This window comes from Paenibacillus sp. PvP094 (assembly GCF_040546835.1).
GTDB classification, from domain to species: Bacteria; Bacillota; Bacilli; order Paenibacillales; family Paenibacillaceae; genus Paenibacillus; species Paenibacillus illinoisensis.
The window spans coordinates 1,511,813-1,533,104 of record NZ_JBEPOM010000001.1 but is presented as its reverse complement, the minus strand read 5'-3'; the positions used below and the strand labels follow the sequence as shown (position 1 = coordinate 1,533,104).

Below are 21,292 nucleotides of genomic sequence, written 5' to 3'. Positions count from 1 at the left end.
GCCTCCTGCCGGTTTAGTCCTCGTCCTCTTCGTCCAGATCGAACGTTTCCTCATCCACCAGTCCACGAACAAATGCTTCAAAGCTCGGTGCCAGGTAAGTGATTTCATAGTCATCTTCCTGGTCTACATGTACAACGCAGGGCTCACCTTGCGGACCGCAGAAACGATAATCCAGCATCACGACATCATGACCGGCAGATGGACAGTCGCAGATCACAATGCCCAGATCAGGGTATCCCCAGTCCTCAATCATGAAGCGACTTCCCAATTCTCCGGTAAGGGAATAGGACTTGGTATGCCCAATGCCCATGATGCTGGAAATGGCGATATGATCTTCCGCCCAGGATGTGGCTTCTTCTGTAGGGAAAACAGTACGTGCAGGAACTCCACCGTTTTGAGTGTTCATTAATTGAATATAGGAAGCAGGCAGTTTGTAGCCCAGTTCCTGCTCGGTAGAGATGATTTGGCTTTCATCAAAAGGAGAAGAAACATAGCTGCTCTGTGCATAGTCGCTCTGCTCCCAAAATGTGGAGGGATCATAGGAGCCTGAGGCCGCTCTAAGATGGTTCTGGATCCCGCTTAGTTCCCATTCAGCCAGCTTCTCTAGATGACGCTGCCGGTCCCGCTGCATTTTTACAACTTTGGAACGGGTTGAATTCAGAAATTCGAGTGTCGAATCATCATAGGGCTGAAGCCGGTCAGCCTGTTCAAATGCTTGCAATGCCTGATCATATAAGGCCATATGGTAATAGGCATAACCCAGACGGAATTGCCAGAGTGGATCCCATTTGCCTTGCTCTTCAACGGACTTAAGCTGATGAATGGCTTCACGGTATTGTGCGCTATTGTTATATGCTCTCGCTAGATGACCTGTCAGGTCATAATTCCGATCGGGTACAGGGATCTGTTCAATGCGTTTGATAATGAGACCAAACAGGTCCTGTTCGTGCCAGGTATTCAATTGATCAAGCAGTTCTCGTTCCATCCTTTAGCCTCATTTCAATAGGAGATTCAAACCTTCTCCATTATATCCCAGAATTTTCATCCATGGGGAGAAGGGTACAAAACGTAACAAAAACACTCCCATAGAGGGAGTGTTTTATGGATATACTGTGTCTTCTGTATGTTATATCTGAACTTACAAATCGTCGAATCCGTTGTCGTCGCCGACTTTACCATAGTTACGGGATTTCGCCTCGAAGAAGTCTGTTTTTGTGGCATTGAGTGCTTCATCAGAGAAAGGCTTGATCCAAGGCATGCAGTTTACATCCACGCCTTCGTAAGCTTTATCCATGCCCATGAGACGCAGACGTTTGTTGGCGATGTATTTGATGTAATCTTCCAACTCGTTCAGGTCAATTCCACGAACATTGCTGAGCGTGTAGTGTGCCCAGTTGGTTTCCAGCTCGACAGCACGGTTGATTGTTTTATAGACATAGTCCATGTTCTCAGGCGTGTTCAGTTCAGGGAAATCAACAAGCAGCTGTTTGAACACTTCAGCGAAGAAGTAGCAGTGCTGATTCTCATCACGCTGAATATAAGAGATCATCTGGCTGGTTGCCATCATCTTCTGGTCACGAGCCAGGTTGTAGAAGAAGGCAAATGTACTGTAGAAGAAAATACCTTCAAGTACTAAGTCGGCTACCATGGCTTGGAAGAATGTCTGTGGAGACGGCTCGTCCCGGAAGCTTTGATAGATATCGGCGATAAACCGGTTACGGTCGAGCAGAACGGGATCATGTTTCCAATATTCAAAAATCTCTTTTTGCTCCCGATCAGACACGATGGAGGACAGCACGTAAGAATACGATTGGTTGTGAACGACTTCCTGTTGTCCGATAATGGCCGAGATCGCTTCGAGCGAAGAATCAGTGAAGTAGCGTTTAACGTCACCTACAAACATCGTTTGCATGGAATCGAGAACAGCCAGCAGGGAAATGTTGATTTTGAATGTACGCTGTTCTTCCGGATCCAGTTGGGCGAATTGGGATGCATCCTTGGACATTGGAATTTCGTCAGCGATCCAGTGGTTGAGCAGCAGTACTTTGTACAGCTTGTACATATGAGGCATACGAATGTCGTTCCAGTTCAGAATCCCGGAGCATTCACCTTCAATAATTCGAGTCGATTGGTTAGGTGCTTCTGTATTGAAAATTTTCTGTACTTGCATAATCCGTTCACTCCTTGAATGAATTTACACTGTATAACTACAATGACAGAACAACCTTCCGATCGCTGTTATCCCCTGATTTTCTGATTCCCTCTTTCAAAGGGTAAAATCCCGCGATAGCGTATGCTTCCGAAGTAGCTTTCTTTCAGAAAGCTTTTAGGCGAGCGCTTCGCTTCTCCAGCTTTGTTCTGTCCTCTTCGTTATGGTGTAATATTTAGTTCATTTATACATCAGGGTTCTATATGTGGCATCTATATCAACATCGCTGGGATGCTGTGATCGTAATTTGGGCAAAAAAGTACCAGGGCAGCGCCATTTTGCAATCAAAACAGGATGCCCTGGTGGTCATCGTGAATCTAATAATCTATCGATCAGCTTGCGCAGGAGTCACATTCTTCAATCGTCAATGCACGGCTGCGAACATAATAGGTCGATTTCAGACCCGCTCTCCAGGCATGCAGGTGCAGTTCAAGGAACTCCGTTGCTTTGATATCAGGGCGGACATACAGGTTGAAGCTTTGTCCCTGATCGACGTGACGTTGACGGGCAGAAGCCATGTTGATGGAAGCATGCTGATCCACCAGGAAGGCCGTTTTATAGTACCAGATGGTTTTGTCGGACAGGTCTGGTGCCGGGTTGGCAATCTTGTACGTTGTTTTCTCTTCATAGGACAACAGCTCATAGAGCGGGTCGATACTGGCAGTAGATCCGGCAATGATGGATGTTGAACCATTAGGTGCGATCGCGAACAACCATGCGTTACGTACACCGTTTTGCTGAACTTCAGCCTGCAGCTCTTTCCATTGTTCGGTCGTTACGAATTCGCCTACGCGCTCACCCGTTGTGTAATCACGCTGCTCGAAGTATTTGCCGCTCTCCCAGTCGGAACCTTTGAATTTCGGATAGTGTCCTTTTTCCTTGGACAGTTCCATGCTGGCTTTGACGAGCAGGTAGTTGATTTTTTCGTACAGGTTATCGTTGTAGGTTACAGCCTCATCGGATTCCCAACGGATGCCCTCAAGAGCAAGCAGGTGGTGAAGTCCGAATGTACCCAAACCTACGGCACGGTATTGGCTGTTAGTATATTGGGCTTGCAGTACTTCAATGTTGTTAATGTCAATGACGTTATCCAGCATGCGAACCTGAATCGGTACCAGACGCTCCAGTACGTTATGAGGCACGGCACGTGCCAAGTGAATGGAGTTCAGGTTGCAGACCACGAAGTCGCCAGGCACTTTGGAAATCACGATGCGTGTTTGACCATCCTTGGTTACAAGCTCTTCTTTTTCTACTACCGTTGCAGATTGGTTCTGCATGATTTCGGTACAGAGGTTGGAAGAGTATACCATGCCATGGGCACTGTTCGGGTTGGAACGGTTAACCGTATCGCGATAGAACATATAAGGAGTACCTGTTTCGAGCTGTGATTTCATGACACGTTTCATAATATCGATGGCTTGTACCGTAATACGGGACAACAGTGGGTGGTTTACCGCTTCTTCATACTTTTCGCGGAATGTTCCTTCGCCGAAGGATTCGTCATAGAAATCTTCCAAGCCGAGTGCACGGCCGTTTTCGTCTTTCCAGCCCATGATCTTTTTCGTTTCATGTGGGCAGAACAGGCTCCACTCACCGCGGCTGGCTACACGTTCCATGAACAGGTCAGGCAGACATACGCCGTGGAATACGTCATGCGCACGCATCCGCTCGTCACCGTTGTTCAGCTTCAGATCCAGGAACGCCAGAATGTCTTTATGGAAGACGTCCAGGTAAACGGCAATTGCCCCTTTGCGTGTTCCCAGCTGATCTACGCTAACTGCTGTATTATTCAATTGGCGAATCCATGGGATTACGCCGGAGCTTGTGTTTTTGTGACCACGGATGTCCGAACCACGGGCTCTGACTTTACCGAGGTAAACACCGATACCGCCGCCCATTTTGCTAAGTCTAGCTACATCCGTATTGGAATCGAAGATGCCTTCAAGGGAGTCATCCACTGTATCGATGAAGCAGCTGGAGAGTTGTCCGGCCACCTTTTTACCTGCATTGGACATGGTCGGCGTGGCAGCCGTCATATACATGTTGCTCATCGCCCAATAAGCTTCCTTAACCAGATGCATGCGGTTCTCTGCAGGCTCCTGGTGCATCAGGTACATGGCGATAACCATGTAGCGCTCTTGAGGCAGCTCCATTACTTTGCCGTCAAAGTCGTGTGCGAGATAGCGTTCTGCCAGTGTAAGCAAGCCAATGTAGTCAAAGAGCAAATCGTTGCGGTAATCAATACATTCCGCCAGTTCATCAATTTGTTCTTTGGTGTAGCATTCCAGTAGTTCTTCACGGTAGATGCCTTTTTTCACAAGGTCTACAAGGAGAGGATGGAATGCACCGTAAGGCTCGTCCGGATAAGATTTATATCTACGGTTGGTAGCCGCTTTTTTGTAAAGGGAAGTAAGCAGCGAGCGTGCCGCAGCGAATTTCCAGTTCGGCTCCTCTTTGGTTACCAGTTCCAGTGCGCTCATCATAAAAGCGTTACTGATCTCGTCTCCGGTTACTTCGTCACGACGAAGTTTGCTGTTAACCCCGCGTACCAAACGTTCCTTGTCCAGCATGTCCAGTCCTTCCAGGATACGGTCGGCATATACCGAGATACGCATATCGTCAAAGGCAAGCTGGCGGTTGTTCGGCTTGATCACAACTTGTGGCATGAATATTCCTCGCTTTCGCATGATTAAGAGATAAATTGGAGAAATTCTTATATAAAGAATTGAGTGTCTTCTTACGGTGAGAAAAAATAGATACATCAGGGTGGACTGCGGTGGTGACAGTTTGCGCATGCAAAGACCCCGTAACATAGGAGCAGCTTCAGAACATGATCATATAAAAAGCACTCCCCGCCTGACGGCCTGAAAATGCCCATGAATGCACTGGCTTCCTGACAGTCGCAAATGGTATGTCGACCGCAAGGTGCTATTATGTAAGGTTATGTCCATATCTAGTTGCGACTGTCATAGAGGCAACCGGGTGCAGTCCAAACAGCCCCGTTAACCTCGGCGTCAGTTCTGTTTCGAGAAATCGATTTTCACCTACAGGGACGTGCCTTTGAAGGTGATTCCATCCTGTTTTTCGCGAGATTGCAGAAGATGACTTTCAAAAGTGGGGAAACGCTTTGTCACTACATTTTGTTGCTGTTATCCTACTCTAACCCAACATCTTGTGTTTGTAAACAGGTTCAGCACACTAAAACGTAATTCCGAGTATACCATTTACGGCATGAATCCGCAAAGGAAAAGGACTGGAAGATTTGAAGATTATTCAAAAAAAATTTTTGTCCAAATGGAATGACGTCTTCACGTCAGTTTGAATTGTGATGCCTTCAACTGTTAAAATAAAAATAGTCAAAATTGCGCTAAATATAGCGACAACGGTAATCTACGAAGCAAAAAGGGAGGCGGGGCAGGATGGCAATAGCAGAAGTGACCGTAATTCCAATTGGAACAGGAACGACCAGTCTAAGCAGTTATGTGGCCGATATGCAGGCCGTATTGGAAAACCAGCGTGGCATTACATATCAGCTGACTTCAATGAGCACTATTATCGAAGGACCGCTGAACGAGGTCTTCACAGCCATAGCGGCTCTGCATGAAGCTCCGTTTCTATCGGGGGCCCAACGGGTCTCTACATCCGTCAAGATTGACGATCGGCGGGATAAACCGGATGCCTCCAGCATACAGAAGCTGCAATCTGTTCAGGACAAGCTGGCATCCCGTGAGGTACGTCCGAATTAGGGGTTAGGATGGGATTAGAGTGACTTGATACTTTTTGAACGGAAAGAACTCAACCTTCTAGGTTGAGTTCTTATTTGTGCAAGGAATTATTCAGCGATTACCAGTGAAGCTCCAATCAACGTGGAATTGGTAAAACCGCCTCCGACATTTTGGAATGAGTAGTTGGCAATAGGTGCACCGATTACGGTAGCGTAATCTCCATCAAGTAAATCTCCAGTTGTTGCTGGGTATAGTGCTGTAACATAGTTACCGTTATCATCCATAACAAGAACAATGGAAAAAGTTGATCCGAGAGAGTTATCCTCTTCAACCTGAATGACTTGTCCGCTGACACTGACGAAATCCTCATAATAGTTAGCCACGTTTTTATTCAGATGTCTGGTTGTAACTTTGGAGTCAACAAGACCTTTTGCCTTTTTGCGAAGATCCGCTGTACTTGCAGGGAACAAGTCGCTATTGCCGGCAATGAAATCGTAAGAAGCCTGATCTAATACAGCTGTGTTATCTGTGATAAAAGGTGTTAGATCATTGAAGAAATTTGCAGCTGTGCTTTCAGCAACCGTGCTCCCAGCAGTCTGTTCCAAAGGAGCAGAGATACTTAGGGAATTAATGATTTCGTTAACGGTATCCTGATTATAAGAATCTTTGGAAGAGGTTATCGTCATGGTGTAGAGTTCACTATTAGTCGGGATCATGTACTGGACGAGAACTATATCGGTGCCGGAAGTGTGTGTATAGTTCCCTTCCAAAACACCTGCGTTATATTCCTTGTAGGGTTTATTGGTATAACTAACCTTCTTATAATTGGAAATGCCAATGGATTCACCATTTTGTGTGTAATAGTCTACAACATTATTGGCGAACTCTTCAGGGTTAATTGAACCCGATGGGCTGGATTCGATGGTGAAATTAATGTTATCTGCAAATTGTGATGATGTTGACTGGTCTGAAAATGCAGCTTTGACTGCTGCATTCATTTGACTTGTATCTACGCTTTTCCAGTGATCTGGATAAGAAAATGAGAAGCTTTCCCCACTGTATGTAGTGTATTTGGTAGTCTTAGCCTCGGCTGAGACAGTTTCCGTTGCACTTGTTGTTTCTGTAGTTGGTGTGTCTGCTGTTTTGGTTGTTTCTGAATTACCGCAAGCACTAAGCAATGCAGTTAATGCCAGAATCGTAATAAGTTTTTTCATGATCTCTAATATCCCCTAATGTGCTTCTCATCGGATGAGATTTTTTCTTAAGTCATCGTGTGTTTACGGTGCTCCAGAGTTGAGTTCTCGTAGTTACTCATAATAAAGTTGAAAAATTGCAGGGTTTCGTTTTTAAGCTGATCAGGTGCATTAAGAAAACTCTTTAAGAAGGTCCCATGTACAGGATGATCCAGATATGAAGTGAATTCTTGATCTAGATTCCTAATCGGGGGTGCTAATGACGACTCGGGACTTAGACCGATAAGATAATCTGCACTGGTGTCCAAAGTCTTTACTAAACGACATAAAGCTTCAGGATCAGGTTTTCTGTGATTGGTTTCATACCGGGACAATTGGACTATGGTGAGATCAGTTTTTTCTGACAATTCCTTCTGTGAATACCCCTTCATTTCTCTTAGATATTTAATGCGCTCACCCAAAGTAGGCATAAAGACTCCTTTCCACTTGAATAGTAAAATAATAACATTACTAAATAAAAGAGAATATAAAATTACCAAAAAGGTAATTTTGGAACAATTAATCAACAGATCAACCTATAAATAATACCATTATGGTAATATTTGTGCATCAATTTTAAATGGAGTTATGTAGTTAGCTCCACTATATAAATAATTAAGTTCAAACATGTGCATCTATCCAAAGAACTATTGGTTGTTGAAATATGCAATATAGAGAACAGGAATCCGTATCTAAGTAGTTGTTAAATAAATTAGGATGCTTATACGGTCGTGGACACCAGCCCATTTTTGTCTAGAGCCCGGTCTGGGAAAGGACTTCTGCATATAGTGAACTGTACCTCAAATCAAAGGAGGGTTTTACATGAGTGGAGTTGTAGGTGGATACGGCGGAGCATGGACATCGACTGGTGCCATTTTGGTTCTCTTCATCCTGTTGGTCATCATCACTAAATCTTTCTGGGTATAATAGCATTTATTAGCCCCAAACACGAATTCTCTGGTAAAGGGGGGTTCTCCATGAGCGAAGTCGGAGGCGTAGGATACGGCGGCTGGACATCGACTGGAGCCATCTTGGTTCTGTTCATTCTCCTCGTCATCATCACTAAATCTTTCTGGGTGTAATATAGCGAACTCTGCCGGTTACCCGGCAGGGTTTTTTTAGGCTGTGGACAAGCTGGACGGGTGGCTGGGATAGAAGAAGCATACAGAAATCAGATTAAAAAACACAAGTAAATATCCACGCCAGTCCAAGGCGAAAAGTGCCCATTTTATCCTAATGAGGGCCATAGCCCGGTCCAGCCGTAGGCAAAATACATAGCTTAGGGGTGTAGGCAAATGCTAAGGAGGAATGAACAATGAGCGAAGTTAAACCGAATTCACCGAACGGACAGGGACACGTATACGGACATATGGGAGGTCATGAACACATGCAGGGTTACCCATACACAGGTCACGAAATGTACGGTTACGGCTGCGGAACAATGCCGCTTGGATACGGATATGGATACGGGTACGGACACCATGCGAACCAGGCTCCAATGGTGCACGGTTATGGTTACAGCAAAGGCTGTGGAACTTCTTATGGTCACGGTGGGGGAAGCTGGGGATCCATGGGTACCATTCTGGTGCTGTTCATCCTGCTCGTCATTATCTCCAAAACCATGTTCATCTAAGTAAGAACTTGTCGACAAAGCTCGGATAATTAAATTTAAAAATATGTAATCAGACATGGAAAAGCACCCGGAACCCAATTCCGGGTGCTTGGTTTGTGTATGTTTTCAATCTTCTCAAGAATAAGTGACTTCCAAAACAACAAAAGCCCTACCTCTCTTTTGTCCTTGCGGCTCCGATGACCGCGCCAGTGTGAATGGGAAAATCTTGTGAAACTCTGTTATACCGGGTTATTGTGATTCAGGTTCTTCAATCTCCATAGGTTGGTTGTACATATTCGCTGCGGTCGCAGCATGAAGAAAATATTCCGGGGTTAAAAGAAGATAGAAAATCAGTTGAGGTTTAATACCAACTTTAAGAGTATACCACAGTCTGTAATTTTTTGCAAGATAAAGGAAGGGTGAAGTGTATTGCGAGGAAAATTCATGAAAGGTTTTCAGATTTTTTCTTCCATAAGGTAATCCTCTTCAAATGTTTTTTCGTAGGTTATAATGTTGAGGGAGATCAAGAAAGGGGCCCTCGCATGACTGAATCAATGGAGGACAGCAGGTTAATGCAACAGATCGCAGAGAGGGATGCATCTGCACTGGAGCTTTTATATGACCGCTATGAGCGGGCAGTGTATTCGTTTGCTTACCGGATCGTAGGTGATCCAATGACGGCAGAAGAAACTGTACAGGAACTGTTCCTGCGAGTCTGGAATAACGCAGAACGATACGAGGCCTCCCAGGGGAAGCTAACTACATGGATGTTTGCCATAACGCGAAACATTGCAGTGGATATGCTGAGGCGCAAATCGAAAGGTGCCGCCACAACGGCGGTAGAGAACGAATCTCTGGCAGCGTATGCCGACGAACAAACCAATACGGAACAAGAAGTGGAACGGAAGTGGGAAGGGACCCGAATCAGGGAAGCCTTATCTCAATTGAATAGCGATCAGCAGCAGGTTATTGAATCCATATATTACGGGGGATTAACGCAGCAGGAAGTATCCAGCCGATACGGGATACCGCTGGGTACGGTCAAGAGCCGGGTCAGGCTAGCAATGAAGCAGCTTCAGAAGCTGCTAGCCGATGCTGAATTGCAGCCAGACGCGGGAAGGGAGGGCATACATCCATGATAGAGCGACATGAAGAGTGGTCTGATCTGGCACCGATGTATGTGCTGGGCGGACTGGAAGCCGAGGAAGTGGAAGCATTTGAGGCACATATGGCTACATGCGAAGCATGCCGCCAGGAAGTGAAGGAATTGCAGGAAGTCACCGGCTCCCTGCCACTCGCGGCGGAACCAGTTGCGCCGCCGCCGGGTATGCGGGCACGTGTGCTGGGCAACGTGCTCGGCAGCGCGCAGGAGAGCGCCGAGGCGAAGCCGGCGGCTGCTCCTGCGGAGCCTGAAGCACCCGAGGTGCTTCAGGCAACCCCGGCGCCGCAGCACGCAGATGCGGCGCAGCCCGGGCAGGGCATGCCGCCGAACACGGCGGTGCCTGCAGCCCGGGCAGAAGAGGCTGCACAGGCACAGCCGTGGCAGCAGCAAGGGCGCGCGCGTGCACGCAGCAGCCGCGCCTGGCGTGTAGCCAGCGCCGGCCTTGCTGCGGCGGCGCTGGTGCTCGGCATCTACGCTGCGCAGCTGCAGAGCCGAATCGATGCACTCAAGCAGCAAGCGGCCGGCTCATCAGCTGCACAGGAGCAGCTCGCACAGGCAAAGGCGCAGAATGAAGAGCTGCAGCAGCAGCTTGCGGCTGTGCAGGAGCCATCGCGCTCCGTGCGCATGGGCGAAGCCGTGAAGCTTAGCCCTGCAGCACAGGACATCGTGGCGAATGGACTGGCGACCATCGTCATTGACGATAAGGGTACACATCTGGTTGTGCAGGCAGAGAATTTACCTGATCTGGAAGGGAACGAAGCATTCCAGGTATGGCTGATCAAGGGGGATACACCTCAGAATGCCGGAACGTTCCTTAGCCATGATGGCACGGGTGCGGTGTACTACACATTGGATTCAGTCAATGACTATGACACAGTTGCCATTACTCTGGAACCGGATGCGATGGGTGACCAGCCTCGGGGGACGATGATTCTGGCTGCCAAGATTGAAGGATAAGTAGAATAAGTGATGATACGAGGCTGTTTCCTGCGGGAAACAGTCTTTTTTTAGCTTGGAGCATGACTACAAATGGAGATATGCACATAGTGTAATATGCCAGAGATGAATGATTGTGAAGATCATTAATTTTTTGACGCGGCTTGACCGATAAAAAATAAAGGCAATACCCTGAATCTCCCCTTACATTAATCGGGAGAACTGGTTGCACATAGAGAGTGAGGGGTTTGGGTGGAGATATACCGTTCATTTATCTTTCGTCTGGTGCGCAATTATCTGGTAGGCTCACTCGCAGCCGTATTTGTTGTTGGTACTGTGGTGATGGTCTCTACCTTGCAAATACCAACTACTGAGCTTGTATATTTGATTATGATTGTGTTTATTTCCCTTCTGTTTATGTTCGTTGCAGAAGGTATAGCTTTACGAATTCAGCTTAGACCAATCAGGCAGTTTTTTGCTCAGGAGCGTTACGAGCGGGCAGAATTGAGCCGAATGTATGAGGTGATACACCGTTTTCCGGGGCGGACCATCTACAGGGTCATGGGGCCCCATCTGCTGGGATTTTCATTGCCAGCTGCAGGGTTAACTCTATGGATGCTTACAGTGGGTTGGTTGGACTTTCCGACAAACTATGTTGCCGTGGCAGCGGCTTGTGCCATTTTGATTGCCATCATGCATGCGTTAATTGAATATTTCCTGACGGTTCGGGCGATTAGACCGCTTCTGATGGAGGCCCGCCGGCGAGGTAAACAGCAATATGGCACCGAGCCGTCATTGGGAGGACGTGTACTCGTATCCATTCAGCGGAAATTTCAGCTGAGCACGGCCCTCATTGGATTATTTCCGCTATTTCTGTTTTTCCTGGCTACATTTATCAGGCTTCAGTATATGGATCAGGAGTTTGCGAAAGAGTATATCCTGTGGGGGATCATCGTTGTTGTGCTGGGGGCTGGCTTTGCCTTGGTAGGCAGCTGGCTGCTGATCCGGGATGTCCGTGATCCAGTTGCAGAATTAACAAAAGAGATGAACCGAATTCAGGAAGGGGATCTGGGCAGAAGAGCGCCTGACCTGTATGCAGATGAATTTTCGGCTCTTATTTCCGGGTTTAATATGATGATTAATCGGCTGGAGATGAGGCAGGAACGTAATCGGCAGCTGCTGCAGAGCTATTTTTCCACGCTGGCTGCTGCACTTGATGCGAGGGATAAGTATACGGCCGGACATTCCATGCGGGTGGCCGAGTATTCACTCATGATCGGCAAACTGAGTGGTATGAGTGAGGAGCAAGCCGATTTGCTGTACAAATCCGCGCTTCTTCATGATATTGGTAAAATCGGAGTGCCAGATGAGGTTTTGCTTAAGGACGGGAAACTGAGTGAGGAAGAATTCGCAATCATTCAGACCCACCCGGTACTGGGCGAGAGCATTTTATTACAGATCGAACCGATGGATGCAATGGCTGATTTTTTGCCGGGTGTGCGGTCTCATCATGAACGTTACGATGGAAAAGGGTATCCGGATGGCAAAGCGGGCCTCGAAATTCCACTCTTCGGGCGGATTATTGCCGTTGCGGATGCCTTTGATGCCATGACCTCGGATCGTCCATATCGAAACGGCATGAGTCATGAGAAAGCGCTATCTATCCTGGAAGAAGGAAAAGGGACCCAATGGGACCCTTATTTTGCAGGCTTGTTTATAGAAGAGTGGAGAAGGAAAGAGCATCTCCACGGTTCGTCGGAGCGAGGGGTCAGTTGATCCCCTCGGTCCACTTTGACCCTTTCCGGCGCCGCCGGTGTAAGGACAGTCCGGTAATAATGGTGAAGATGCACTCACCAAGGACGATTGCACCCAGAGCATCATAGATCACATGCTGCTTAATCAGCAGGGTGGACAGCACAATCAGCGTTGCGCCAGCGGCTACCAGCCATTTGACATAACGGCGAATGCTCTGTACCGAGAGAACCGCTCGCATAACGAGATAGGAATGTAGTGCATGAATGCTTGGAAAGCAATTATAAGGGCGATCCTGGCTATAGAGCCATCCCAGGACGGATGCGCCTAGACCTGTACCTGTAATTTCTGGTCTAGGAACACTGGTCTGAAAGTTGAAATAAATCAGATAACAGATCCAGACACAGATGTTCATGGACAGCAGTACGCGATAATAGGTAAGTCTGTCTTTGGCACAGAGGTATGCCAATACACCGAACACAAATGGGTACCAGCCCAAATAAGGAAGGGACATTCCGGGTACGAAAGGAATGAGCCGATCGATCGGTGAGTTGAGCACGGCGAATCCGCGCTCAGGGTTGTTAAGAACATCATATAACAGTCCCATGACAGCCAGAGAAAGCATCAAGCTTAATGACAGCCAGTAGGATTTGCTTTTTAACGTTTGCACTACAACGTTTCTCCTTTCAATCCAAATCCGTCAAGGAAGTGGATCACAGCGATAAATTAAACAACACTATATTCTACTATGTTTCGAGCACAAATTGAATCCGGATTTGTGTATTTTTGTGTATTTTTTTGATGTTCCAAGAATGTCGAAGGCTGTATGGGCATGATATGATAGAAGTACATACGGACAATGGTGTGTCTACGAACAAAATCGGGACAACAGGAGTGAGTGAATGCAATTTTCTAAGATGTTCGTATTAAATATGGGGATGCTCATCACCATAGCCTATCTGGCTAGTGTGTTCTATAAATACATTGTGATACGTGCATCCTCCAGATTTAAACAATGGAGCTCTGTACTGGTTCTTATTTTCGCAGGTTGGATTAGTACGGTATTTGGCTTTCAGTTAACCGATGAAGTGATTTTTGACCTCCGGTTTGTTCCATTAATCATTGCTGTTCTGACTTTCAGGCAGTCCTATAGTTTAATTATTATTGGTGTCGGGATCGGCTTGACCCGATTGACCTTTGGTATTAATGAAGCTACGCTCGCGGCGCTGGGTATCATGACCATCCTTGGTGTGGTATGTGCTGGGTTAAATATATGGATGAGACGCAGTGACTACAGACTCATTATCAAGGGTGTGCTGGTTATTGTGATCGTCAATGTCGTCAACAGCATCAATATTGCCCTGCTTGGCGTCGTTCCTCCAACGTATTTTTTCTCCCATATTATGCCCTACACGCTTCCTACCGGTATTTTACTTAGTCTTATTTTTGCTTTTATCCTGCGGGACTTCCAGAATGAACAGAATCGGATTCTGCTGATCCAAAGTACCAACCGCTTATTGTCTGAGCAGAAGGAAGAGCTGCAGAGGGCCAAAATTGTACTGGAAGAGCGAGCCAAGCAGTTGATGCTGGCTTCGCAGTACAAGTCCGAATTTCTCGCCAACATGTCGCATGAGCTGCGAACACCGCTCAACAGTGTGATTAACTTTGCCCAGATGATTAGTGAAAACAGCGATACGATGGACCAGGAGGATATTGCTCGGTTTGCAGCGATGATAGACCATTCCGGCCAAGAACTGCTTACGTTGATTAACGATATTCTGGATTTGTCAAAAGTCGAGGCTGGGCGGCTTGATATCGTTTATGAGGATTTTAGTGTGTCGCAGCTCGTTGAAGATGTAATGAGTCACTTCCAGTTGGTGGCTGAGAAAAAAGGAATTCAGCTGCTGATGGAGAAATCGCCTGACGTACCGGAGACCATGTGGTCTGACCCACAGCGTGTGCAGCAAATTCTGCGTAATCTGATGTCCAATGCCATCAAATTTACGCATAAGGGAGCCGTACAATTGACGGTAAGCACCGAACAAGTGGACGAGCCTGAACGTTCGGGGAAATGGCTGGTTTTCTCGGTCAAAGACACGGGAATCGGCATTCCTGCAGATAAGCACCACTCCATTTTCGAAGCTTTCCAACAAGCCGATGGATCGATCAGCCGTAAATTTGGCGGCACAGGACTTGGCCTGTCCATCAGCCGGGATTTGGCGCGTTTGCTGGACGGATCAATTCGGCTTGAAAGTGTTGAAGGCGAGGGAAGTACCTTCCGGCTTTACCTTCCCTTAAGCCATGAAAAAATGAGTTGACAACCATCTTGCTGGGAGTAGAATTTGTGGTGATAACTAGCATCGACCGGTAGTCACAGCCCGGTCTAAGGAGTGTATCCCCATACAGAAGATGGTCAAGGTTAACCCTCCCTCGTTTGCAGGCAAACGTCGCAAGGGTTCGACACAACGTATCAACTTATCGATCGCAACATGGGAGGGTGTACCGGCAATTATATTGCAAACATTGCTGGGTGGACCATTCTTAACGGGATTTCTGCTGTACCTTGGGGCCGGGTCAAGACACATCGGTTTTGTACTCGCCATAACCACGTTTGTGAATATCGCCCAGATTGGAGCAGCCTTCTGGATGCAGCGTATTCGCAGCCGGAAACGCATGCTGCTGTTATTCGTTGGAGTACATCGCATCTTGTGGAGCGCCACTGGATTAATTCCATTTCTCTTCCCGAAAGAGTGGTGGGTAGGCGTTTATATTGGAATGTACACGGTTGCGTTCATATCCAATACCATCGGGGGCATGATCTGGACCTCTCTCATTGGGGACATCGTACATGCCAAAGTGAGGGGACGTTATTTCGGCATTCGGAATACGATCCTGAATGCACTTGGAAGCGTATGCTTGTTTGTGGGAGGTATCGTTTTGGACCGTTTTCCGGGCGAGATGGGCTTCCTGATTCTGTTTATTCCAGTATGGATCTGTGCGATAGCGAATATCGTTATCTATTTCTTTTATCCGGATGTCCCCTTTGAACGTTCGACCGAGACGGTTTTCTGGCGGATGCTGAAGAAGCCGTTTCAGGATCGGTCTTTTCTGAAGGCTGCCCTATTTCTGGCGGTTTGGTTATGGATTCAGACTCTGATCGTTCCGCTGTATTCATATGTAATGCTTGACTTGCTTAACATTAATTATCAGATGGTTTCTCTCATTACGGTGGTACAGACCATCGTCATGATGGCCGGATTCTATATTTGGGGTAATCTGAACGCACGATTCAGCAACAAAACCTTATTGTTTTGGACATTGCCAATCATCGCACTCTCTTGTCTGTCCTGGGGTTTGATGTCGTTTATGCCTGTTTTGATCGCGCTCTTTTTGTCTCATATCTTTCTAGGTATCGGTGTCGGAGGATTTAACCAGCTGGCCTTCAACTTTACGATCGGAGATACACCGAAAAGTGAGAGACCGATGTTCGTCGCTGTTTACTCAGCCTTAACGGGCGTAACGTCGTTCCTCGGACCGCTGATTGGCGGTTGGTTGTATGAGAAAATGGAAGAGTGGCCGGAGACGCTAACCTGGATGGCTACCTATGGGTTTCAGGTAGGTATTGGTGTTACCATGCTGATTCTTGCTTTTACGCTGGGACGCCGGGTACTTCTGAGATCGTAATCACAGATGAAATGGAGGGATGAGTATGGAAATTAGCGGGCGAAAGGCCCTTGTAATCGGGGCCACGGGTCTGGTGGGCAGCCTGCTCGTCCATAGTTTGCTTCAGCAACCCGAATATGGATTAGTTCGTATTTTGGTCAGGAAGCGACTGGACCTCGATCATCCCAAGCTTGAACAGTACGTGGTGGATTGGGATCAACTGGGAGACGCCAAGAATTTGTTTTACCCCATGGATGACTTATACTGCTGTCTGGGCACGACGATCAAAAAAGCAGGCAGTCAGGAAAATTTCCGCAAGGTCGATCTTCACTATCCGATAGAGGCAGCCAAACTTGCGAATGAGCAAGGGGTGTCCCAGATGCTGGTGATTTCCTCCATGGGGGCGAATGCGGGCTCGGGAGTGTTTTACAGTCGAACCAAAGGGGAGATGGAGGAAGCTCTATCCTCGGTTGGTTTCCGCTCTTTGCATATCTTTAGACCCTCTCTGATTTTGGGTGACCGCGGAGAAAAGCGTGTTGGAGAACAGCTTGCCGCCCGCCTGATGACGTTCATGGATCGCTGGATGAAGGGGAAAGCTGCCAAGTACCGTGCAATACATGCTTCAACCATCGCCAGGGCTATGATTAATATTGCGCTTGTCAGGGCCAAAGGCAACCATGTCTACTCCAATGAAGTGATTCATGCACTTGGAACAGAGAATTCCTGAGATGTTTCTTGGCAGGAGAGGATCATGGTATAATAAGCTTCAAAACTTGAGAACATGAAGGAGAACCAGCCCATGAAAAAACCAATTTCTACAGATCAGGCTCCAGGTGCTATCGGTCCATACAGCCAGGCTGTTGCTGCAGGTGATTTCGTCTACACATCCGGTCAGCTTGGCCTGAATCCCCAAACGGGAGAGTTCGGCGCAGATGTTCAGGAACAGACCCGCTTGTCCTTAAGTAACGTAAAAGCAATATTGGAAGCGGCAGGCACAAGCATGGATAAAGTCGTAAAAACGACGGTATTCCTGAAAGACATGAATGATTTTGTTCCTGTGAATGAAGTATACAGCACATTTTTCGAACAGCCTTACCCGGCACGCAGTGCGGTTGAAGTAGCTCGTTTGCCGAAGGATGCGCTTGTGGAGATCGAAGTTATCGCCCTGAAATAGAACGGGAGCACCCTTTTCTGAGTGTCTGAATACATAAAAAGCCGATTCCGAATGAGTTGACCGGTGGTATTATCCCCTTTTAGTAGACATGAGAAAAAAGACATCTGTTAAGATGAATTTAATCATGTAAACGAAGGGGATTTTTTCATGGCTAAAAAAGGACAAACATTCCGACGGTACTCTTTGGATTTGAAATTGGAGGCAGTCCGGCTGGTCAACGAAGAACATATGAGTATACGTGAAGTAGCGACACGTTTAGATATTCAAAATAAATCTCAGGTACAAGTGTGGGCAGCAAAAGCAAAACAGGGAATGAGTCTGGAGCCTGTTACGTCCAAACGGGGACGCCCTAGAACCAAGTTTTCCAGTATGGAAGAAGAGATGGCGTACTTGCGGGCGGAGATTGAATACTTAAAAAAGCAGTATCCAAATCTACACAAGGAGTGACGAGTAAAGCGGCCAGATTTCAAATCATTGAGGACCTACGAGCACGCCATGGTCTGGCTTGGCTCTTGAAGTTAGCTGCGGTTTCCCGCTCGGGTTATTACAAGTGGAGAAAAAGCATAGCAGCGGCAAACGAGCGTAGACACAAGGAACATGAACTAGAATCCCATTTGCTTGCCATCCATCGCGTGCATCCCTACTTTGGTTATCTTCGAATGACCGTAGCTTTACGCCGGGAAGGCCTCCGAGTCAACCATAAAAAGGTGTACCGATTAATGAAACAATTAGGCATCTGTTCGGTCATTCGAAAAAAACGTCGATTCTTTGGAAAACAAGCCTCTGTGGTGAACCCGAATCGGCTGGATCGCCAATTTCGTGCGGATACGCCACGAACGAAGCTGGTTACGGACATTACCTATATTCGAGCTGGAGAACACTTTGTGTATCTTTCTGTTATTCAGGATTTATACAATAACGAAATTGTTGCATGGCATCTTTCTGAACGAAATGACCTTGCTTTGGTTCATGAAACGCTGGATAGACTCCGTGAGCACGTGGATCTGAGTGGCATAATCCTACACTCGGATCAAGGATTTCAATATACGTCGAAGCCCTTTAACCGTAAACTGAACCAGCTCGGCATACTAGGCAGTCATTCCAGGCGTGGAAATTGCTTAGATAATGCTTGCATTGAGTCTTTTTTCTCTCATTTAAAGACCGAGAAAATATACTTGAATAAGGCGGCAAACAAAGCAGAGGTTGAGCAGCAAGTGAGTGAATACATACTGTTTTACAACCAAAACCGGTTTCAGAAAAAACTAAACGACCGTTCCCCGGTAGAATACCGGGAAACGGCCGCAGCTTAAATCTTGTCTTTTTTGTACTGTCTACTTGACAGGGTTATGACCACCGGAATCGGCTTTTTTCAACGACATTTACAATGGACTCTTTCCGCTTAATCACGGTCTTGGTTACGGGCGAAGAAGAGATATACGGCATAGATCGCAAGCACGATTGCAAGGATAATTGCCGTATAATAAACGGAGGAAACGTCTTTCTGCTTAAGTGCGATGGCAATATATGCCCAGGTAAACACAAGCGGGTAGATGCTGTCCCGATAAGGGAAGCTCACGAATACAGCCAGCACAAGACCTACAATTAGCATAATAATTGTCCAGGTAGGTTCGCTGATACCGAAACCATCCCAGCCGATTTTGTATAGTAGAACAGCCGCGTTAATAATGGTCGCCACGCTGACCCATCCGAGATAGATGCTGAACGGCAGCTTAACCAGCCAAATCTCCGCCGTTGTCGGGAGGGTGATGGCACGCGTTTTGAGATACAGCATGATCAGGCACAGCAGAAGCAATACAATAATAAGCAGGGCGAGGCCTGTCTGAAGATTTTGAAAAGCGAAGATCCAAGCTACGTTAAAGACGCAGCTTGCCAGAAACCAGTAACCTAGACGGGTGATGGAATCCCTTTTCCACGACGAAGGAAGAAACTGATAAACTACGAAGCCGGCAAGCAGCAGATAGATCAATCCCCAGATGGAGAAGGCGTACCCTGAAGGTGTAAGCAGCACGGGATACATATCGGATACTTCCTTGTTGGTCCTCCCGCCGATGGGTAGAGAATTGGACAGGTAATTCACAACGATAACTGCGATAAAGCCAATCGCATTTAACCATTTGTACGGATTGTTACGAGACATTGTACATCCTCCTTGGTTTACAAAAGAATAAATGAACCGCGGGTCAGTCTACAATGAATATACCCAATTCTTCCACATTCTAATAAGGCCGCAAAAAATTCACCGGATGCATGATGGGATGACCCATATCTACTGCGCCATGATCCATGCTCTGTCCAATGTACGCGTAATGAAAGAAGAATATGCCCCAAATAAGGAGGATGAAGTGTGCTTACAAGAGAGACCATGGAGAAGCAACAAACCTGGTTCTATATCGTTGCACTGCTTATTGGTGCAGCCATTGGCCTGGGAAACGCTGAATGGGGATCGGCTTTGCATGACACTGTTTCACCCGTGCTGGCCATTTTGCTATACAGTATGTTTACACAGATTCCTTTTTTGCAGTTGAAACAATCGTTATCCAATCTCAGGTTTATCGGTGCTGTTCTAACGGCCAATTTTGTCGTTGTACCTGTGATCGTATCGCTGCTAACGTGGATATTCCCGCAATCGCCTGCGGTTCTCATCGGCGTGTACCTGGTGCTGCTAACCCCATGCATCGATTATGTCATTGTTTTTACCCAGCTAGGACGCGGGAATGAAAAGCTTATGCTGGCTGTAACGCCAATCTTGTTCGTGGTGCAAATGGTATTGCTGCCTTTGTATTTGTGGATACTGACCGGGGAAGAGGCAGCCCAGCTGATGAAAGTGGGGCCGTTTGCAGAAGCATTCCTGGTTCTCATTGTTATACCATTAATCCTGGCAATCCTTACTCAAGTGTGGTCAAAGGGGAGAGCGGCTGGGGAAAAGCTGATGGATACAGCAGCCTGGCTGCCAGTTCCGATGATGGCACTGGCGTTAATTGTGGTGGTTGCCTCGCAGATTGGCAAGGTGTACTCAGACTTTGCTATTGTCGTGAATGCCATACCTGTTTATGTGTCTTTTTTGATATTGATGCCATTTCTGTCCCGCTTGGTGGCAATTCTGTTCCGATTGGACATCGGTGCCGGACGTGCGCTGATCTTCAGCTCGGCGACCCGGAATTCACTCGTCGTGCTGCCGCTGGCGCTTGCACTCCCGGAAGAATGGGCTACAATAGCTGCTGCAGCCATCGTAACCCAAACCATTGTCGAATTAGCGGGAGAGTTAATCTACATCCGTTTGGTGCCTTCATTTTTCATAAGAGATAAATGAGGTATGATTCAGGATATCCTTCGTTAATATGGAGAGGTGGCTATCTCTTCAAGTTCGCGAGCCACTTCCTCAATGGATTTGCGGGTGTCGATCTCAAACGTCGATCCGGCACGCAGCAGCGGCTCTACCGTATGCACATAATGAATAATCTCTTCCCGTTCAGCCTGAGTCTTTCCGTAAGGATTGTTGTGACGGGAAGATACTCGTTCCAAAATAACATCAAGTGTTGCACTTAATAAGACAATTGCATCAAACATGGGATAAAACTTCCCCTGATTGGAGACTGTACCCGAAATAAACAGAGCTCCTTCGGTATGCCCCGTAAGAAGTGCCATGATCCGTTCTTCGTTCCATAACCAACCGGTGCCGTCTGCGTTCTCGCTCCACTCCCCGTAATCGGTATCCACTACACGATGTCCTTTCCGGGCCAGTTCGGCCAAGGCTGTTGACTTACCGGTACCCGACATTCCTGTAATCAAAATTACTCTTCTCATAT

At 47.1% G+C, this 21,292-nt stretch carries 21 protein-coding genes; 13 read left to right on the top strand and 8 right to left on the bottom strand.

From position 1 onward, the window contains the following. Window positions 1-13: 13 nt before the first annotated feature. From ABIC22_RS07105 to ABIC22_RS07095, 3 genes are all read right to left on the bottom strand, one after another. A complete protein-coding gene (locus tag ABIC22_RS07105) occupies window positions 14-985 on the bottom strand; it encodes an SMI1/KNR4 family protein (RefSeq protein ID WP_354479676.1) in 972 nt (323 codons plus the stop codon). Between the two features lie 153 nt (window positions 986-1,138). Further along, window positions 1,139-2,170: a ribonucleotide-diphosphate reductase subunit beta gene (locus tag ABIC22_RS07100; RefSeq protein WP_095361526.1), complete on the bottom strand. Its 1,032-nt coding sequence runs from the start codon at window positions 2,168-2,170 to the stop codon at window positions 1,139-1,141. A gap of 371 nt (window positions 2,171-2,541) precedes the next feature. Further along, entirely contained in the window at window positions 2,542-4,875 is a 2,334-nt protein-coding gene (locus tag ABIC22_RS07095; RefSeq protein ID WP_127539198.1) for a ribonucleoside-diphosphate reductase subunit alpha, read from the bottom strand. Window positions 4,876-5,628: 753 nt separating this feature from the next. Here ABIC22_RS07095 and ABIC22_RS07090 point away from each other — a divergent pair. After that, entirely contained in the window at window positions 5,629-5,955 is a 327-nt protein-coding gene (locus tag ABIC22_RS07090) for an MTH1187 family thiamine-binding protein (protein WP_095291795.1), read from the top strand. A gap of 86 nt (window positions 5,956-6,041) precedes the next feature. Here the strand turns inward: ABIC22_RS07090 and ABIC22_RS07085 are convergent, their stop codons facing one another. After that, window positions 6,042-7,148, bottom strand: coding sequence for a PsbP-related protein (locus tag ABIC22_RS07085; protein ID WP_127539199.1), 1,107 nt, complete (start codon window positions 7,146-7,148; stop codon window positions 6,042-6,044). Between the two features lie 47 nt (window positions 7,149-7,195). Further along, entirely contained in the window at window positions 7,196-7,597 is a 402-nt protein-coding gene (locus ABIC22_RS07080; RefSeq protein WP_354479672.1) for a helix-turn-helix domain-containing protein, read from the bottom strand. A 391-nt stretch (window positions 7,598-7,988) separates the two neighbouring features. Between ABIC22_RS07080 and ABIC22_RS07075 the strand changes: the two genes are divergently transcribed. The 6 genes from ABIC22_RS07075 to ABIC22_RS07050 all read left to right on the top strand — a co-directional run bounded on the left by ABIC22_RS07075 (window position 7,989) and on the right by ABIC22_RS07050 (window position 12,652). Then, a complete protein-coding gene (locus ABIC22_RS07075) occupies window positions 7,989-8,093 on the top strand; it encodes a sporulation protein YjcZ (protein WP_192262833.1) in 105 nt (34 codons plus the stop codon). Between the two features lie 50 nt (window positions 8,094-8,143). Continuing rightward, window positions 8,144-8,248: a YjcZ family sporulation protein gene (locus ABIC22_RS07070; protein WP_212677023.1), complete on the top strand. Its 105-nt coding sequence runs from the start codon at window positions 8,144-8,146 to the stop codon at window positions 8,246-8,248. A gap of 233 nt (window positions 8,249-8,481) precedes the next feature. Continuing rightward, window positions 8,482-8,799, top strand: a complete 318-nt coding sequence (locus tag ABIC22_RS07065) for a hypothetical protein (RefSeq protein WP_246058503.1) — start codon at window positions 8,482-8,484, stop codon at window positions 8,797-8,799. A gap of 521 nt (window positions 8,800-9,320) precedes the next feature. Beyond that, on the top strand, window positions 9,321-9,917 hold the full coding sequence (locus ABIC22_RS07060) for an RNA polymerase sigma factor (RefSeq protein WP_127539201.1): 597 nt from the start codon (window positions 9,321-9,323) through the stop codon (window positions 9,915-9,917). Next, window positions 9,914-10,897 carry an anti-sigma factor domain-containing protein gene (locus ABIC22_RS07055; RefSeq protein WP_354479667.1) on the top strand — a complete coding sequence of 328 codons (984 nt, stop codon included), beginning with the start codon at window positions 9,914-9,916 and terminating at the stop codon, window positions 10,895-10,897. Before ABIC22_RS07060 ends, ABIC22_RS07055 begins: the two co-directional genes overlap by 4 nt. 231 nt (window positions 10,898-11,128) lie before the next feature. Then, window positions 11,129-12,652 (top strand): HD domain-containing phosphohydrolase, encoded by a 1,524-nt coding sequence (locus ABIC22_RS07050; RefSeq protein ID WP_154896593.1) that lies wholly within the window; start codon window positions 11,129-11,131, stop codon window positions 12,650-12,652. Here the strand turns inward: ABIC22_RS07050 and ABIC22_RS07045 are convergent. Then, window positions 12,645-13,298 (bottom strand): phosphatase PAP2 family protein, encoded by a 654-nt coding sequence (locus ABIC22_RS07045; RefSeq protein ID WP_127539203.1) that lies wholly within the window; start codon window positions 13,296-13,298, stop codon window positions 12,645-12,647. The genes ABIC22_RS07050 and ABIC22_RS07045 overlap by 8 nt on opposite strands. Window positions 13,299-13,530: 232 nt before the next feature. On the opposite strand from ABIC22_RS07045, the gene ABIC22_RS07040 reads away from it, so the two are divergent. The 5 genes from ABIC22_RS07040 (at window position 13,531) to ABIC22_RS07020 (ending at window position 18,775) form a co-directional block, all read left to right on the top strand. Then, window positions 13,531-14,946: an ATP-binding protein gene (locus ABIC22_RS07040; RefSeq protein WP_127539204.1), complete on the top strand. Its 1,416-nt coding sequence runs from the start codon at window positions 13,531-13,533 to the stop codon at window positions 14,944-14,946. Between the two features lie 205 nt (window positions 14,947-15,151). Beyond that, complete coding sequence (locus ABIC22_RS07035) at window positions 15,152-16,312, top strand: MFS transporter (protein WP_354485885.1); 1,161 nt, start codon at window positions 15,152-15,154, stop codon at window positions 16,310-16,312. Between the two features lie 25 nt (window positions 16,313-16,337). After that, a complete protein-coding gene (locus ABIC22_RS07030) occupies window positions 16,338-17,018 on the top strand; it encodes an oxidoreductase (RefSeq protein ID WP_354479662.1) in 681 nt (226 codons plus the stop codon). A gap of 72 nt (window positions 17,019-17,090) precedes the next feature. Continuing rightward, window positions 17,091-17,465 (top strand): RidA family protein, encoded by a 375-nt coding sequence (locus ABIC22_RS07025; RefSeq protein WP_095291831.1) that lies wholly within the window; start codon window positions 17,091-17,093, stop codon window positions 17,463-17,465. 147 nt (window positions 17,466-17,612) lie between these two features. Next, window positions 17,613-18,775, top strand: a protein-coding gene (locus ABIC22_RS07020) for an IS3 family transposase (protein WP_483312531.1) whose coding sequence is annotated in 2 segments (ribosomal slippage) — window positions 17,613-17,877 and window positions 17,877-18,775 — 1,164 coding nt in all. Because the reading frame shifts where the segments join, the coding sequence is not laid out codon by codon here. An 89-nt stretch (window positions 18,776-18,864) separates the two neighbouring features. Here ABIC22_RS07020 and ABIC22_RS07015 read toward each other — a convergent pair. Beyond that, window positions 18,865-19,623 carry a tryptophan-rich sensory protein gene (locus ABIC22_RS07015; protein ID WP_354479659.1) on the bottom strand — a complete coding sequence of 253 codons (759 nt, stop codon included), beginning with the start codon at window positions 19,621-19,623 and terminating at the stop codon, window positions 18,865-18,867. A 225-nt stretch (window positions 19,624-19,848) separates the two neighbouring features. Here ABIC22_RS07015 and ABIC22_RS07010 point away from each other — a divergent pair, with 225 nt between their 5' ends. Then, window positions 19,849-20,796 carry an arsenic resistance protein gene (locus ABIC22_RS07010; protein WP_354485883.1) on the top strand — a complete coding sequence of 316 codons (948 nt, stop codon included), beginning with the start codon at window positions 19,849-19,851 and terminating at the stop codon, window positions 20,794-20,796. Window positions 20,797-20,819: 23 nt separating this feature from the next. Here ABIC22_RS07010 and ABIC22_RS07005 read toward each other — a convergent pair whose 3' ends face one another. Continuing rightward, on the bottom strand, window positions 20,820-21,290 hold the full coding sequence (locus ABIC22_RS07005; protein WP_354479656.1) for an AAA family ATPase: 471 nt from the start codon (window positions 21,288-21,290) through the stop codon (window positions 20,820-20,822). Window positions 21,291-21,292 lie beyond the last annotated feature (2 nt).

Bases quoted from the DNA above. Each gene is read 5' to 3' on its own strand.
- ABIC22_RS07105 (WP_354479676.1), bottom strand. From the start codon at position 985: ATGGAACGAGAACTGCTTGATCAATTGAATACCTGGCACGAACAGGAC.
- ABIC22_RS07100 (WP_095361526.1), bottom strand. From the start codon at position 2,170: ATGCAAGTACAGAAAATTTTCAATACAGAAGCACCTAACCAATCGACT.
- ABIC22_RS07095 (WP_127539198.1), bottom strand. From the start codon at position 4,875: ATGCCACAAGTTGTGATCAAGCCGAACAACCGCCAGCTTGCCTTTGAC.
- ABIC22_RS07090 (WP_095291795.1), top strand. From the start codon at position 5,629: ATGGCAATAGCAGAAGTGACCGTAATTCCAATTGGAACAGGAACGACC.
- ABIC22_RS07085 (WP_127539199.1), bottom strand. From the start codon at position 7,148: ATGAAAAAACTTATTACGATTCTGGCATTAACTGCATTGCTTAGTGCT.
- ABIC22_RS07080 (WP_354479672.1), bottom strand. From the start codon at position 7,597: ATGCCTACTTTGGGTGAGCGCATTAAATATCTAAGAGAAATGAAGGGG.
- ABIC22_RS07075 (WP_192262833.1), top strand. From the start codon at position 7,989: ATGAGTGGAGTTGTAGGTGGATACGGCGGAGCATGGACATCGACTGGT.
- ABIC22_RS07070 (WP_212677023.1), top strand. From the start codon at position 8,144: ATGAGCGAAGTCGGAGGCGTAGGATACGGCGGCTGGACATCGACTGGA.
- ABIC22_RS07065 (WP_246058503.1), top strand. From the start codon at position 8,482: ATGAGCGAAGTTAAACCGAATTCACCGAACGGACAGGGACACGTATAC.
- ABIC22_RS07060 (WP_127539201.1), top strand. From the start codon at position 9,321: ATGACTGAATCAATGGAGGACAGCAGGTTAATGCAACAGATCGCAGAG.
- ABIC22_RS07055 (WP_354479667.1), top strand. From the start codon at position 9,914: ATGATAGAGCGACATGAAGAGTGGTCTGATCTGGCACCGATGTATGTG.
- ABIC22_RS07040 (WP_127539204.1), top strand. From the start codon at position 13,531: ATGCAATTTTCTAAGATGTTCGTATTAAATATGGGGATGCTCATCACC.
- ABIC22_RS07030 (WP_354479662.1), top strand. From the start codon at position 16,338: ATGGAAATTAGCGGGCGAAAGGCCCTTGTAATCGGGGCCACGGGTCTG.
- ABIC22_RS07025 (WP_095291831.1), top strand. From the start codon at position 17,091: ATGAAAAAACCAATTTCTACAGATCAGGCTCCAGGTGCTATCGGTCCA.
- ABIC22_RS07015 (WP_354479659.1), bottom strand. From the start codon at position 19,623: ATGTCTCGTAACAATCCGTACAAATGGTTAAATGCGATTGGCTTTATC.
- ABIC22_RS07010 (WP_354485883.1), top strand. From the start codon at position 19,849: ATGGAGAAGCAACAAACCTGGTTCTATATCGTTGCACTGCTTATTGGT.
- ABIC22_RS07005 (WP_354479656.1), bottom strand. From the start codon at position 21,290: ATGAGAAGAGTAATTTTGATTACAGGAATGTCGGGTACCGGTAAGTCA.